The 14,271-nt window shown below is 69.6% G+C and carries 14 protein-coding genes; 6 read left to right on the top strand and 8 right to left on the bottom strand.

Annotated elements, in window-relative coordinates; translation table 11 throughout:
- Positions 1-14: 14 nt before the first annotated feature.
- The 4 genes from ACFQS7_RS09785 to ACFQS7_RS09770 all read right to left on the bottom strand — a co-directional run bounded on the left by ACFQS7_RS09785 (position 15) and on the right by ACFQS7_RS09770 (position 4,387).
- A complete protein-coding gene (locus ACFQS7_RS09785) occupies positions 15-1,070 on the bottom strand; it encodes a G1 family glutamic endopeptidase (protein WP_380066856.1) in 1,056 nt (351 codons plus the stop codon).
- Entirely contained in the window at positions 1,070-2,233 is a 1,164-nt protein-coding gene (locus ACFQS7_RS09780) for a phosphatase PAP2 family protein (protein WP_380066855.1), read from the bottom strand. The genes ACFQS7_RS09785 and ACFQS7_RS09780 overlap by 1 nt, the downstream gene beginning before the upstream one ends.
- The gene (locus ACFQS7_RS09775; RefSeq protein WP_380066854.1) at positions 2,164-3,918 is read right to left on the bottom strand and encodes an adenylate/guanylate cyclase domain-containing protein; all 1,755 of its coding nucleotides are present in this window, start codon (positions 3,916-3,918) and stop codon (positions 2,164-2,166) included. Before ACFQS7_RS09775 ends, ACFQS7_RS09780 begins: the two co-directional genes overlap by 70 nt.
- Before the next feature lie 112 nt (positions 3,919-4,030).
- A complete protein-coding gene (locus ACFQS7_RS09770; protein WP_380066853.1) occupies positions 4,031-4,387 on the bottom strand; it encodes a phage holin family protein in 357 nt (118 codons plus the stop codon).
- A 69-nt stretch (positions 4,388-4,456) separates the two neighbouring features.
- Between ACFQS7_RS09770 and ACFQS7_RS09765 the strand changes: the two genes are divergently transcribed.
- Both ACFQS7_RS09765 and ACFQS7_RS09760 read left to right on the top strand, forming a co-directional pair.
- Positions 4,457-5,344, top strand: coding sequence for a DMT family transporter (locus tag ACFQS7_RS09765; protein ID WP_380066852.1), 888 nt, complete (start codon positions 4,457-4,459; stop codon positions 5,342-5,344).
- Between the two features lie 93 nt (positions 5,345-5,437).
- Positions 5,438-5,872: a hypothetical protein gene (locus ACFQS7_RS09760; protein WP_380066851.1), complete on the top strand. Its 435-nt coding sequence runs from the start codon at positions 5,438-5,440 to the stop codon at positions 5,870-5,872.
- A gap of 108 nt (positions 5,873-5,980) precedes the next feature.
- Here the strand turns inward: ACFQS7_RS09760 and ACFQS7_RS09755 are convergent, their stop codons facing one another.
- Together ACFQS7_RS09755 and gloB are read right to left on the bottom strand one after the other, a co-directional pair.
- On the bottom strand, positions 5,981-6,385 hold the full coding sequence (locus ACFQS7_RS09755) for a cupin domain-containing protein (RefSeq protein ID WP_380066850.1): 405 nt from the start codon (positions 6,383-6,385) through the stop codon (positions 5,981-5,983).
- A gap of 44 nt (positions 6,386-6,429) precedes the next feature.
- The gene (gene gloB, locus ACFQS7_RS09750) at positions 6,430-7,158 is read right to left on the bottom strand and encodes a hydroxyacylglutathione hydrolase (protein ID WP_380066849.1); all 729 of its coding nucleotides are present in this window, start codon (positions 7,156-7,158) and stop codon (positions 6,430-6,432) included.
- Between the two features lie 59 nt (positions 7,159-7,217).
- On the opposite strand from gloB, the gene ACFQS7_RS09745 reads away from it, so the two are divergent.
- Positions 7,218-7,934 (top strand): class I SAM-dependent methyltransferase, encoded by a 717-nt coding sequence (locus ACFQS7_RS09745; RefSeq protein ID WP_380066848.1) that lies wholly within the window; start codon positions 7,218-7,220, stop codon positions 7,932-7,934.
- Between the two features lie 174 nt (positions 7,935-8,108).
- Here ACFQS7_RS09745 and ACFQS7_RS09740 read toward each other — a convergent pair whose 3' ends face one another.
- Entirely contained in the window at positions 8,109-9,437 is a 1,329-nt protein-coding gene (locus ACFQS7_RS09740) for a hypothetical protein (RefSeq protein WP_380066847.1), read from the bottom strand.
- Positions 9,438-9,809: 372 nt separating this feature from the next.
- On the opposite strand from ACFQS7_RS09740, the gene ACFQS7_RS09735 reads away from it, so the two are divergent.
- Positions 9,810-10,952 (top strand): acyltransferase family protein, encoded by a 1,143-nt coding sequence (locus tag ACFQS7_RS09735; RefSeq protein ID WP_380066846.1) that lies wholly within the window; start codon positions 9,810-9,812, stop codon positions 10,950-10,952.
- 57 nt (positions 10,953-11,009) lie between these two features.
- A complete protein-coding gene (locus ACFQS7_RS09730; protein WP_380066845.1) occupies positions 11,010-12,635 on the top strand; it encodes an ABC transporter substrate-binding protein in 1,626 nt (541 codons plus the stop codon).
- 22 nt (positions 12,636-12,657) lie between these two features.
- Here the strand turns inward: ACFQS7_RS09730 and ACFQS7_RS09725 are convergent, their stop codons facing one another.
- Positions 12,658-12,969 (bottom strand): EthD family reductase, encoded by a 312-nt coding sequence (locus ACFQS7_RS09725; protein WP_380066844.1) that lies wholly within the window; start codon positions 12,967-12,969, stop codon positions 12,658-12,660.
- A gap of 186 nt (positions 12,970-13,155) precedes the next feature.
- Here ACFQS7_RS09725 and ACFQS7_RS09720 point away from each other — a divergent pair, with 186 nt between their 5' ends.
- Positions 13,156-14,271: an SMP-30/gluconolactonase/LRE family protein gene (locus ACFQS7_RS09720; RefSeq protein ID WP_380066843.1), complete on the top strand. Its 1,116-nt coding sequence runs from the start codon at positions 13,156-13,158 to the stop codon at positions 14,269-14,271.

Raw genomic sequence — 14,271 nt, 5'->3', positions numbered from 1 at the left:
AGCGGCTCAGCGGCTCAGCGGAAGCGGGTTTCGATCTCGCTATGCTGGTGTTTGAATTGAGCGGTAGAGACGATTCGGATGCGGGCTGGCGCCTGCCGCACCGCATAGCCATTGATCAACTTGGCACCGATCGGCGGATGCTCGCCGATCGCGGTGATGCCGAGGCAATCGCGGAATGTCACTGAGCCATAATCCGGCATCTCGTAGAGCGTGTCGCTCGCCCAAATCGTTGGCCGCTCGGTCACCCATTCGGCAGTGGCGCCCGAAATCCGGGGCTGCATGGGCAGCGGCAGTTTCGGCAGCTTGATCATCGGTGCATGAACCTCGGCCCGCATGCCAAACTCCCCGGTTGTCTGGTTCTTCAGGGTCAGAAGAGCGGAGGTCGGACTGGTGACCTCGACCCGTGCAATCATCTCGTCCATGGCATGTAGCCCATGCTGGAGGAACAGGATGGGCACGACCGGCGACATCTCGCCGCGCGCCCACCATTGCCACCACGCCTCGTAGACCGGTGCGCCGGTGATCGGATCGATGCCCTGGGAAGTGCCGATCTGCGGCAGGGAACTGTCGAAGTACCGGCGCTGGCCGTCCAGCCCGACCCAGGTGGAGCATTTGTACAGCGCGCCTGGCTGCGCGCCGCCGGGCGCCGGGTAAACCGGCTTCGGAATGGTCCAGGAGCCCCAGACCGCGGTGAAACTCCGGCCCGCATGCGGCTTGATGTAGCCGCCGGACCAATTCTCGCTGCGCTCGTGCCGGCTGCCGCCGGTAAGCCGCCGGCCGCGCGGGTCGATGCGGTAGTTCTGCGCGAAGAAGACGCGGAACGCCTGTGTCGCGTAGGTCAGCTTCCTGCCGAAGGGCGGCGACAGCAGGCGGCGCCAGACGTCGAATTCGCGCGGCCGTATCCTCGCGTCGGGCCTTGCCGGTAAGCCGAATCGGCGGAGTTCCCGGTCGTCCGCCTCAAGCGGCACGAGAGTGTCGTCCGGGACCGGGAATTGCCGGACTCTGGAGCGCACGCGGCGGAGCAGCACCTCGGACGGCGTAGGCTCCGCGCAATCCGGCTGGCGGTCCATCACGGCCATTCTCCGGCGGCCTCGGCGATGGCGACGGGGTAGCGCTTGAAGTTGCCGGCCGCATCCTTGGTCTTTGGTATGGCCGCCAGCACGGCGTGGACCGCCGCTGCCAATGCGATGCCGCCTGCGGAATCGCTTGGGTAATGCAGCCCGGCGATTTCGCGGTTGCGAGCAACCCGCGCTGCCAATGCATCAAGTGCCGCCAGCAGCGCGTCCTTGTCGCTCGCGCCGAGTGCCGACGCGTCGAAGACCTCCTTCAGGCAGGCCACCATCAGATGCGCCTGGGTCGCATGGCCGCTGGGAAAGGCGGAATGTCCAGGGTCAGGCACCGGCGGCATCAGCGCCGGGCAAACCCAGGCCGGCCGAACCCTTTCATGGATAGCCTTGAAATGCAGCGCAGCGAAGGAACCGATCAGGCTGGCGATATGCAGCACGCGGAAGGTCTTGGGATGCGAGCCCGGCTTCATGTCGAGGACCGCCATGAAGTCGGTGATGAACTCGACATCCTGCGACAGGATCTCGCCCATCGCATCGGGCCGTTCGTCCTTGGCGGCGATGACCAGTTGGTCGATCTCGTCCGCCGCGGCTTCGAGAGCAAGGAACGCCGCCGCCATCGCGGCGTCGGCCGCCAGCACGCCGGGGTCGTTGTTCGCCGCTTCCGCGGCGGCCTTGTCAGCCGCCGCCTTCTGCAGGTCGGCCGTGGCCGCGGCCTTGGCGGCCGGTGCCGCGGCATTGGCCGCTTCGGCTGCATCGATGATGCCCTTTAGTACCGGCGTCGCCGCGGTATCCCAGCCCGGCTGGACGAACTCGTCGAGCAGCAGCCAGGCGTTCCAGCGTGCCGTCCAGTTCCGCCGTGGAAAGCGCGTAGTCGCGTCGACCGGGCGGCGGATGTCGCTGATCGGCTTATTGGCTGCGTTGCGCGATGCCACGAAGGGCAGGTCGACGCGGTCCGCCAGGAGCCAGCCACCGCCATCGCCGCTGATGCCGGTGTTGCCGGTATTGCCTGTGTTGCCGGTATTGCCTGTGTTGCCTGTGTTGCCTGTGTTGCCTGTCATCGGGTAATCTCCCAGGGTCGCAAGCCGACCCGCTGGCTTCAATCCGGCAGCCCCGCCGAACGCAGCCGCGCGATCCAGTGGTCGAGGATCGGGCGCTGGAACGGGCATCGCTTCTCATAGGGCGACAGCCGAAATGTCGGCTGCACCCGCATCAAATTTGCCGCCGCCTGCGCCGCCTCCTCCGAGTGGCCAAGCGCTGCGAGGCTGGCGATCAGCAGCCGTAGCGTGAATCGGATGAATCGGTTGTGCGCGACCGCACGCCGCGCGCCGGCGACCGCCTTTTCGTAATCGCCGGCGATGTAATGCGCCTGCGCCAGGAGGCCCTCGTGCCAAGAGGTGAAGGTGTCGTTCGGCGCCAGCCGCACGCCTCGTTCGGCGCGCTTCACCGCGTTCTCCGCGTCGCCGATGAAGCCACAATTTGCGCTGCTCAGGGTCCAGGCCATCGCCGAATTTGGGCCCGCCGCCATGGCCCGGTCGAGATAGAGCGTCGCCTTGTCATAGTCATGCAGCATGTAGGCATTCACGTATCCATAAAGCGCCAACGCCAGGGCATCATTGGCATCCCGTTCAATGGCGGCAGCGGCGTAGCGCGCTCCGGCTGCTGCGTCGGCATCCGGGTCCGGTGAGCCGAATTCGCCGACCCGGAGGACGTACCAGAAAGCAGTATAGGAATAGGGTGGCGCGTAGCCGGGATCATGGCCCATCGCCTGTTGCAGCAGGCCGCGCGCCCGGCCGAAGGAGGCCTCGTCCATGCGGTACAACTGATCGAGCGCCTGCAGAAGCAGGTCGTAGGCGGTCATATTCTCCGGTCGCTTGCGGATCGCCCGCTGCAATTCATGCCCGCGCACGTGTGGCGCGATCGTCTTGACGACGCTTATGGAAATACGGTCCTGCACTTCAAAGAGATCATCGAGGATACCGTCATACCGCTCCGAATTCAGGATCAGCCCGGTCGTCGCGTCGCTCAGCTCGGTCAGGATGCGCAACTGGCCGCCTGAACGGCGGACGCTGCCGTAAAGGACGTAGCGGACGCCGAGCTCATGGCCGACCTTGCGAACGTCGATCGGCCCATTGCCGTAACCGAGCGTCGAGCTGCGCGAGATGACGAACAATTCCTTCAGCGCGGCGAGACCATGGATGATGTCCTCGACGATACCGTCGGCGAAATAGCCCTCATCGGCATCGGCGGGCTGCTTGCGGAACGGAAGCACGGCGATCGATGGTCGAGGTTCGCGGTTGGCCACCTCGCCGATCAGCGTGGCCGACGGTGCGGCGGAGGGCAGGGCGAAGGCCCGGACTGGCCGGGAGAGGTTGCGTAGCGGCAGTTCGCCCATGTCGACCGCGCCGGCAGCCAGGTTGCCGCCCAGCTGCTCGGCGACTGCGGCCGAGACCACCACGCCGCCCGGTTCCGCATAGCCCTGCAGCCGGGCGGCGACGTTGACGCCGTCGCCGTAGATGTCCTGGCCCTCCAGGATGACGTCCGCCAGATGCACGGCCATGCGGCATTGGATGCGGCGGGCTGGCAGTTCATCGGCGGCGGCGGCGACGGCGGAACGCTGCATCGCCAACGCCGATTCGGTCGCCGAATGCGCACTGTCGAAGATCGCCAGGAAGCCGTCCCCGGTATGCTTGACGATCATGCCGCCCCAGGCGGCAACTCCCGGCTCGACCACCGCGGTGCGCAGGCGCATCATACCGTTATGTGTACGTTCCTCGTCCGCTTCAACCAGGCGGCTGTATCCGACAACGTCGGCAGCTAGGACAGCGACAAGCCGACGTGGGGCTCGTTCCATGCCGCATCCTCAGTTGAGACCTTCGGGTGTCGCAGGTTTGGCGACCTTCGTTCATGCTTTCCGACACTATAGCTGGCTCAACTGTGCGCGATGTTTGGCCACGTTCTCCGCCTTAAGGGTGCTTCGCCGTCGTGCCGACGAACAGCCGCGCCGCCGCCCAGCTCGTCACCGAGACGACGACCGCGCCCCATAGTGCCGGCCAGAACCCTGCCACCTCGAAGCCCGGCACCAGCCAGCCGGTCAGTCCCAGCATCGCCGCGTTCACCACCAGCAGGAACAGGCCGAGCGTGACCAGCGTCAGCGGCAGGGACAGCAGCACCAGCGCCGGCCGGACGAAGGAATTCACCAGGCCGAAGACCAGCGCGGTCAGCAGCAGCCAGAAGACGCCCCGCACCTCGATCCCCGGCACGAGTTGCGTCGCCGCCCACAGCGCGAAGGCGGTGATGAAGGTGCGTGCCCAGAAACCCATGCTGCCATCTCCGCGAATCCAGATCCGCAGCATATGGTGCGGCCCCTGCCCCTGCCGAATGGACCCGCCGTGACCTCTGGCCCGATGGGTGCGACCCTGGCGGGCTGCGCCGCGCTGCTGCTCTGGGCCTTCCTGGCGCTGCTGGCGCGGCTTGCCCAGCCGGTGCCGCCCCTGCTGCTCACCGGCCTGGCCTTCGCGGTCGGCGGCACGCTGGGCCTGCTCGTGGTCGCGGCGCGCGGCCGGCTGGGCGCGCTGCGGCAGCCTCCACTGGTCTGGCTGCACGGGGTCGGCGGGCTGGCAGGCTACCACGCGCTCTACTTCGCCGCCCTTGCCCTGGCGCCGCCGGTCGAGGCCAACCTGCTGAACTACACCTGGCCGCTGCTGATCGTGCTGCTGGCGGCGCCGCTGCGCGGGTTGCGGCTCGGGCCGCGGCGGCTGGCCGGGGTCGGGCTCGGCGCCGCCGGCGCCGTGCTGCTGCTGGCCGGGGGGGCCGAGGGCGGCTTCGGCGGCGGCGCGCCGCTGGGCTATGCCCTGGCGCTCGCCGCCGGGCTGACCTGGGCGCTCTATTCCGTGCCGTCCGGCACGCCGCGCCTGGCCGGCACGCCGACCGAGGCGGTCGCCGGCTTCTGCCTGGCCGCCGCTGCCGTCACCCTGCTGGGCCACTTGGCCTTCGAGCCCGCGGTCTGGCCGGGTGCCGCGCAATGGCCGGCGATCCTGCTGCTCGGCCTCGGCCCGGTCGGTGCCGCCTTCTTTCTCTGGGACGTCGGCATGAAGCGGGGCGACCCGCGGCTGCTCGGCACGCTGGCCTATGCGACGCCGGTCGGCTCGACCCTGCTGCTGGTCGTCTTCGGCGCGGGCGAGCTGGGCGGCCCGGTGCTGGCGGCAGCGGCGCTGGTGGTCGGCGGCGGAGCGCTGGCGGCGACCGCCAGGGCGGACCCGCCGGCCGCTGGCGATTGAATGCTCAACCAGGGCGGAATTTGCTACTATCGACTCCCCGCAAGACGCGGGATGCCGCATGGTTGTTCATCCATTTCCCCAGCAGGCCGGACCTTGCCGCAGACCCTGCCTCCCGCCACCGGCCAGGTCGAGATCCTGGTCCTCGCTGAACACCGTCTGGCCCTGATGCGGCTGGTGGGCGACGTGACCCTGCCGGTCTTCCTCGCCGCGATCCGTGCCGTCCACGACAAGGACCCCGAGAGCGCCAGCTACCACCTGGTGAACGACCTGCGCGCCCATACCGGCAACCTGGGAGTGGAAGGCATCAAGGCCGGCACCGCCCAGCGCCAATCGGCCTGGCCAGTTCCGACCCCGGCGCGGGAGGTGATGCTGACCCGTGACGCGGGGATGGTCTTCATTGCCCGCTACCTCGACCTGCTGGCCCCGCATGTGGAGCACAGCGTCACCCCCGACCCGGTCGAGGCGATCGCCCGTGCCGCGGGCGGCGTGGTGCCGCAGGCGGCGCTGGATTTTCTCGGCGGGCCTTAGGCAAGGCCGGGGAGGACGTATCCTCCCTGGCTCCTCCTCTGTTCTTCTGCGTCCGGCACGCGCCGCGCGGCAGGCGCCGCCCCGGAAAAGGCAGGGCGGGGTTCTCCGCTAGCCCGGTGCCCAGCCCGATGGCGCCATCTCGAAGCCGGCGAAGTCGAAGGCCGGGCTGACCGTGCAGCCCACCAGCGCCCAGGCCCCGAGCGGCGCCGCCGCCTGCCAGCACCCGGCCGGCGCCACGGCGAAGGGCCGCTCCCCGGCGCCGAGGTCGGGGCCGAGCAGCAACGACTCCTCGGTCGCGCCATCGGCCGAAAGCGACAGCGCCAGCGGCCCGCCGGCATACCAGTGCCAGGCCTCGGCGGCGTCCACGCGGTGCCAGTGGCTGCGCTCCCCAGCCGCGAGCAGATAGTAGATCGCCGTGCCGGCGCCGCGCCCGCCGCCAGCCGGGCGGTCGCGCCAGATCTCTCGGTAATGGCCGCCCTCTGGGTGCGGTGCCAGGTCGAGCGCGGCGATCACCGCCGATGCCGCCAGGCCCGGCGCGCGCAGGTCCGGCAGCGGGGTCAGCGGAAGCCGTCCTTGGCGCTGCGGATCGCCGCCAGCCGGGCGACGTCGCCGGCGCGGAGGAAGGGGTTGGCCGCCTGCTCCTCCGCCATCGTCGTCGGCACGGTGAAGCGGCCGGCCGCAACCTGTGCCTTGGCCTGTTCGGCCCTGGCTTGCAGCGCGGCGTTGCCGGGCTCGACGGTCAGGGCGAAGCGCGCGTTGCTGAGGGTGTACTCATGTCCGCAGCAGACCAGGGTCTCCGCCGGCAATGCCGCCAGCTTGGCCAGGCTGTCGAACATCTGCGCCGCAGTGCCTTCCAGCAGCCGGCCGCAGCCGAGCGAGAACAGCGTGTCGCCGCAGAGCACCGCATTGCCGTCCACGAAATGGAAGGCGATATGCCCGACGGTGTGGCCCGGCGTGTCGATCACCGCGGCACGGCTTTCACCCAGCGCCACCGTGTCGCCCTCCCGCACCGCCTGGTCAAGCTTCGGCAACCGGTGCGCATCCGCCGCGGCACCGACGATCCGGCCGCCGAACCGCGCCTGGAGGTCGCCCACTCCGGCGATGTGGTCGCCATGGTGATGGGTCAGCAGGATCAGGTCGAGCCGCCCGCCCAGTTTCTCCACCGCGGCGATCGCCGGGCCGGCCTCGCCCGGGTCGCAGACGGCGACTGCCCCAGTGGCCTGGTCCTGCAGCAGCCAGATGTAGTTGTCGGAAAGACACGGGATGGCGGCGACCGAGAGCGGCATGGCGGGCATCTCCTCCGGCCCCGCTGCAACTGGGACCCTTGGCGGTCTATATCAGAAGCATGAGCCACGAGGTCCACGGCCTGGGGAATTTCTATGCCACCCCGGCGGGGCTGGTGACGGCGCGACTGCTGCGCGACCGGCTGCATGGGCTCTGGCCCAGCCTGGCGGGCCAGGCGGTGCTTGGCCTGGGCTATGCCAGCCCATTCCTGCGAGTCTGGCGGGCGGAGGCGGGACGCTGCGTCGCCATGGTGCCGACCCATCTTCCGCGCTGGCGCTGGCCGCGCAGCGCGGCATCCTGCACCGCAGTGGCGGAGGAGGACTGCCTGCCTTTCCCCGACCTGATGTTCGACCGCATCCTGCTGGTACATGGCCTGGAAACCGCCGACAACGCCCGGCGCATGCTGCGCGAGGCCTGGAGGGTCCTGAAGGACGATGGCAGGATGATCGTGGTGGTGCCGAACCGGCTCGGGCTTTGGGCGCACACCGAAAGGACGCCCTTCGGCCACGGACAGCCCTATTCCGGCAGCCAGATCGAGGGTTTGCTGCGGCGGCAGATGTTCCAGGTGGAACGGCGCGCGGCGGCGCTGTTCGTGCCGCCTTTCCAGACGCGGCTGTTGCTGCGCGGCGCGGGCGCCTGGGAACGGCTCGGCGGCCGGCTGTTCCCGCGCTTTGCCGGGGTCATGCTGCTGGAGGCGGTGAAGGATTTCGGTGCCCTGGTCCCCGCCGGCGCGGTGCCGGCGCCGGGACGGCGGGTGGTGGTGGCGGAGGGGGTCTGACGGCCCGCGCGCGGCAAGTCATTGTTTTCAAATGGCATTGGATAAGGCCAGGCAGGGCATATCGCCCCTGGCCCCCCATTTTGGGTGGGTTGGCACCTGCCGTGCGGCAGGGGCCAACCTGGGGAAAGCAAAGCTAGGGTCGGGGGTGGAAATGCTTTTTCGTCCCCGATCACCCTACCGGGCCGCCGCCAGCCCCAAGCCATCCCGCAGCGGCAGCCGCCACGCCACCACGAGGCACGGCGTGAACACGAGCACCCAGGCCAGCCGCGCGGCGTAGCGGTTCTGCACCTCGGACAGGCCACCGGTGAGCACCGCGTTGCCCACCGCCGCCAGCAGAACCAGGGCGCAGAGGCCGGCCACCACCGGATCGCGCCGCCAAGCCAACAGGCAGGCCAGCAGCCCGGCGATCCCGGCCCAGGCGATCGGCACGTGCCACCGTTCGAAGGGTCCGACATCGGCCAGCAGCAGGCCGTGCTGCTGACGCGACCGGTCGAAGGCATCGAGTTCCCCCGGGAAGAACCGGGCGATCAAGGGCCGAGGGCCGTCCTCCTTGGCCCAGGGCTTGATCGACTCGCCGGTGCGCAGCGCGGCGAACTGCTCCACCCCGTTGGTGGCCAGGGCGCCGAGCACGCCCAGCGGATCATGGGCGATGGTGCCGTGGACGATGTGCCCGGCCTCGGCATTCCAGGCGCGGTGGCCGCCGATCGCGTCCCACAGCGCCGGGCGGTCCCAGAGCAGGATGGTGCCGCCCGGGGGAAGCTCCGCCAGGTGGTCGCAGACGCGGTAGTGCTCGGCCGGGCAAGCCTTGTCCAGGTAGTCCATCGCGGTGCCGTCGGCCAGCATCCGGGCGGCCAGGATGATGTTGCCATAGGGCGAGATGGCCGGGATGCCGAGCCCGACTGCGTTGACCGCGAAGGCGAGCAGCAGCGCCAGCAGCGGCACCGGCGCGGCGCGGCGCAGGATCGCCAGCGCGGCGCGCCGGCCGGACTGGGCCCAGCCGATGGCGCCCGCGGCGACGACCATGCCGAGCGCCAGCGGCACATGCGACTGGTGCGCCAGGATCGCCAGCAGCGCCACCGGCAGCAGCACCCAGCGGTGCCAGGGCGCCAGCGTGCCGAAGGCCAGCAGCGCCAGCGCCAGCACGGCGATGCCGGTGAAGAAGTCCGCGGTCATCTGGCTGGCCAGCCAGGGCAGGCTGGTGCAGGCCGCGAGTGCGAGGAAGGTCCCCAGCATGCCCCACCAGCGGCGCAGGCCGGCCTGGTCGAGCGCGACGACGACGACCGCGGCGGCAAGCAGCGCCTGGGCCAGCATCGGTCCCCAGAGGCTCAGCCCGAAATCGGTCGCCGAGAGGAAGGCGCTGTAGAAGGGCGGCGCGGTCCAGCCGATGAAACGCAACTTGATCTGGCCGATATAGTTGCCGGTATCGCCGAAAACCAGGGGATAGCCATTCCAATAGGCCGGCCAACCCAGGACCAGCCCGCCAAGCACCATCATCGGCAACAAGCGTAACAGTGATGACGGCTTTTGAGTGACAATCATGTACGAGAAGTTCTCCTGCATGTCTTGCCGCTGCGGTGGATGGTCTTTGGCCGGCCGGCGAAGATGCGGCGGAAACTCACCCGATTCAGCCGGACAGGCCAGTACAACAACACGGGAGTAGCCGCACCCGGCCGCGCCGCCGGTTGCCCCGCGAGATGCGACAAGACCATTGGAAGCGCGGAGCCACGGCGCCGGCCCCAATGCAGAACGAGTATTCGCGGCCGCTAGCATGACATCGCTGCGGCCATCCGACCGCTCGTTGCAATGTCATGAGCCCGTTCAGATCGATATCCCTATAGTCACGCAGGGCATCGAATGGACCGGGGCGGAGACGGCATGCAGGGGGATGTGCGGCGGTCGCCGCCGGGCCGGCTGGCCCGCTGGTTCGAACTCGGCGCCGCCGAGGCAGACCGCATGCTGCCGATGGAGGGCCTGCGCGGCCTGGCCGTGCTGCTGGTCTTCTTCGTTCATTACGGCTCGCAGCTCGGCCACGCCCTGGGGCATCCGCAGCCGCCGCTCGGGATCGCGCTGCAGCAGCTCGGCCATGCCGGGGTGGACCTCTTCTTCGTGCTCAGCGGTTATCTGATCTACCGCATGCTGCTTGGCCGGGCGCGGCCCTATGCCGGCTTCCTGGCGCGGCGGGTGCAGCGGCTCTACCCGACCTTCCTGGTGGTGCTGGCCCTCCACCTCGGCCTGGCGCTGGCTTCCGCCTCGGGCGGCGGGCTGCCGCCGGGGGGCTGGCCCTTGGCCGAGCTGGTGCTGGCCAACCTGCTGCTGCTGCCCGGGCTGTTCGCCATCCAGCCGATCGTCATCGTCGCCTGGTCGCTGAGCTACGAGATGGCCTTCTACCTGGTCATGCCGCCGCTGGTCGCGGCGCTGCGGCTGCGCGGCTGGCCGCCGGCGGCGCGGGTGACGGCGATGCTCGGCGCCGTCGCCGTGATGCTGGCGACCGACTGGGAGCATGGCCGCATGGGCATGTTCGCCTGCGGCATGCTGCTGGTCGAGGCAATGCCGGCGCTGCGCGCGCTCGGCCGCCGCGGCGCCGCGCTGGACATGGCGGCATTCGCGGCGGTGGGCGGCTGCGGCGTGGTGCTGCTGGCCGGGCCCGGCGGCCAGGCGTCCTTCCTGGTGCTCTTCGCCGCCGGCTTCCTGCTGCCGGCGGCGGCCTTCGCCGCGGCCGGGCCGGTGGCACGCGGCCTGTCCTGGCGGCCGCTGCGCTGGCTCGGCAACATGAGCTACTCCTACTACCTGGCGCATGGGTTGGTGCTGGACCTGGCCTTCCGCGCGCTGCGGCTGCTGACGCCGGGGCTGGCAGGGCTGGGCGACGCCGTCTGGTGGCTGCTGCTGGTACCGGCCTTTCTCGCCACCCTCGCCGGGTCGGCGGTGCTGTTCCTGCTGGTGGAGCGTCCTTATTCCATCCTGCCGGCGGATGCGGCGCGGCGGCCGGCGCCGACGGTGGGGATGGTGGCGGCGGAGTGAGCGGGGGCGGCACACCGCTTGCGTGTGAGGAACAAACCTCCAGCCCGGGACCCCTGCATGACCCTCTCGCGTCGCGCCCTGATTGGCGCCTCCGGCCTCGCCACCCTGCCCGGACTGCCCGCGCCTTGGGCAATCGGTCCCGCTGCCGCGCAGACCGAACGGGTGCTGCGCTACGGCATCTCCATGGCCGACATCCCGCAGACCACCGGCCAGCCGGACCGCGGCGCCGGCGCCTACCAGTTCACCGGCTACACTTTGTACGACCCACTGGTTGCCTGGGAGATGGACGTCGCCGACCGGCCGGGCAAGCTGGTCCCCGGCCTGGCGACGAGTTGGGAAGCCGATCCGGCCGACCGGAAGAAATGGGTCTTCAGGCTCCGCCCGGGCGTGACCTTCCACGACGGCTCGGCCTTCGATGCCGAAGCCGTGGTGTGGAACTTCGACAAGGTGCTGAACCCGCAGGCGCCGCATTTCGACAACCGCCAGGCCGCCCAGGTGCGGCCGCGGCTGCCCTCCGTCGCGTCCTGGCGCAAGCTGGATGCGATGACGGTGGAGGTCACCACCAAGGCGGTGGACAGCATCTTCCCCTACCAGATGCTGTGGTTCCTGGTCTCCTCCCCGGCGCAGTACGAGAAGTTGGGCAGGTCGTGGGAGCGCTTCGCGCAGGAGCCCTCCGGCACCGGGCCGTTCCGTGCCGGCAAGCTGGTGCCGCGCGCCAGCCTCGAGCTGCTGCGGAACCCGGCCTATTGGGACCCGAAGCGGATGGCCAAGGTGGACCGCATCGTGCTGGTGGTGGCGCCCGACACGGTGACGCGGACCAATGCCCTGCTGACCGGCCAGGTCGACCTGATCGAGACCCCGGCGCCCGACCTGGTGCCGCGGCTGAAGCAGTCCGGCATGCGGATCATGGAGAACGTCACGCCGCATGTCTGGAACTACCATCTCAGCCTGCTGGAGGGCTCGCCCTGGCGCGACCTGCGGCTGCGGAAGGCGGCCAACCTGGCGATCAACCGGGACGACGTGGTCGGGCTGATGAACGGGCTGGCCAAGCCGGCGAGCGGCGTGGTCGACCCCTCCTCCCCCTGGTTCGGCAAGCCGGGCTTCCAGGTGACGTACGACCCGGACGCGGCGCGCAAGCTGCTGGCCGAGGCCGGTTATTCGAAGGCCAACCCGCTGAAGACCAGGTTCCTGGTCGCCACCGGCGGCAGCGGCCAGATGCTCTCGATGCCGATGAACGAGTACATCCAGTCGGCCTGGCGCGAGGTGGGGATCGAGGTCGCGTTCCAGGCGGTGGAGCTGGAGGTGCTGTACACCTGCTGGCGCCAGGGCGCGGCCGGGGAGATCGCCAGGTCAGGCGGCATCACCGCCAACAACGTGGCCTATGTGACCTCCGATCCGCTCTATGCGCTGATCCGCTTCTTCCACGCGAAGCAGGTCGCGCCCACGGGGGTGAACTGGAGCCACTACGGCGACCCCGAGACCGATGCGCTGATCGACACCGCGATGCATACCTTCGATGCGGCCGAGGTCGATCGGCTGATGGCCAAGGTGCATGAGCGGGTGGTCGACCAGGCGCTGCTGGTCTTCGTGGTGCACGACACCAACCCGCGGGCGCTGGGCAAGGCCGTGCGCGGCTACACCCAGGCGCAGCACTGGTTCCAGGACCTGACGACCCTCGCCTGAGGGTCGTCAGGTCCGGCGGATGTCAGCCAGCCGGTTCGTTGATCTGCAGCGCCGGCTTGCTGTCGGTGAAATTCGCGATGTCGGCGAAGATCTCGTCGCCATGGGCGGCGATCGCCTTGCCCAGCGCATCGCCGCTTTCCCAACCCAGCAAGGCGGTGAGGCGAATCGGCGGCGGGCCGCCATCGGCGGTGCCGACGCCGCGCAGCACCTGCACGGATTGCAGGCCCATCGACGACCAGCGCTGCTTCACCAGCGGGATGTGCTTTTCCAGGTAATAGGCATGGTCGAATTTGGTGGCGGGGTCGTTGGGGTAGGACACGCTGACGACGATCATGGACATCTCTCCCTTTGAGGTTCGACAGGCGGGCTAGCGAAGTCCGGCGCGGCCCAGCATGGAACCCGGCGCCGCGCGGGCCGGTGCACGGGGCTGCGATCCGCCCGCCGATTAGCTTGCCTTACCCGGACCTAACCGTGCCACCCTTCCCGCGGGCGAAGCCCATCCTGGGGAGGAGACCACCATATGTCCGATGCATCCACCGCCGCGCCGGGGGGCGTGGCTTCGTCGCGCCGTGCCATCCTGGGCGGCCTGGCCGGGGCGCTCGCCGCCGGCGCCGCCATCCCGGCACATGCGCAGCAGCGCGACTACGGCCGCGGCGCGCCGCCGGTCCGCTACCCGGATGCGGATATCGTGGCGCTCGACAAGAAGCGCTTCACCGCGCCGCTCGGCAACAGCGCCATCCGCCGAGTCGCCACCGGCTACGGCTGGGCGGAGGGCCCGGCCTGGCACGCCACCGGCCGGTTCTGGGTCTGGTCGGACATCCCGAACGACGAATGCCTGCGGATGAACGAGGAGGACCATTCGGTCCATCGCCGCTTCCGCAGCCCCTCGGGCTTCTCCAACGGCAATACCTTCGACCGCGAGGGCCGGCAGATCGCCTTCCGCCACTTCAACCGCGACGTGGTGCGCTACGAACCGAACGGCACCCAGACCGTGCTGGCGGCCAAGGGGCCGGACGGGAATTTCAATGCGCCGAACGACGGCGTGGTGCACCCGGCCGATGGCAGCATCTGGTTCACCGACCCCGGCTACGGCGCGCTGATGAACTATGAGGGCAACCGGGTGCCGGAGTCGGCGAACAGCCCCCGCCCCTACATCAAGGAGGCGGTCTACCGGATCGACGGGCAGTCGGGCCAAGTGACCAAGGTGACCGACCAGCCCTTCAAGCCGAACGGGCTCTGCTTCTCGCCCGACTACAAGACGCTCTATGTCGCCGACAGCGGCAGCAGCCACTATCCGGAGGCGAAGAATGTCGTCTGGTCCTTCCCCGTGGACGGCCAGAAGCTCGGCGCGGGCAAGGCGCTCTGCGACATGACGCTGGAAGGCAAATCAGGCTTCGGCGACGGCGTCCGCTGCGACGAGGCGGGCAACATCTGGGTCGGCGCGGGATGGGTGGGCGCCGGCTATGACGGGGTGCATGTCTTCGCCCCGGACGGGGCACGGATCGGCCTGATCAAGCTGCCGGAGATCTGCGCCAACCTCTGCTTCGGCGGAGCGCGGCGGAACCAGTTGCTGATGACGGCCAGCCAGAGCGTCTACCTCCTGCCGGTGGAGACGCGCGGCGCGCATTTCTGCTGA

The sequence above is a fragment of the Dankookia sp. GCM10030260 genome (assembly GCF_042666655.1).
GTDB lineage: Bacteria > Pseudomonadota > Alphaproteobacteria > Acetobacterales > Acetobacteraceae > Paracraurococcus.
The sequence above is the reverse complement of the archived record's forward strand: the minus strand, read 5'-3'. Positions and strand labels throughout refer to the sequence as shown.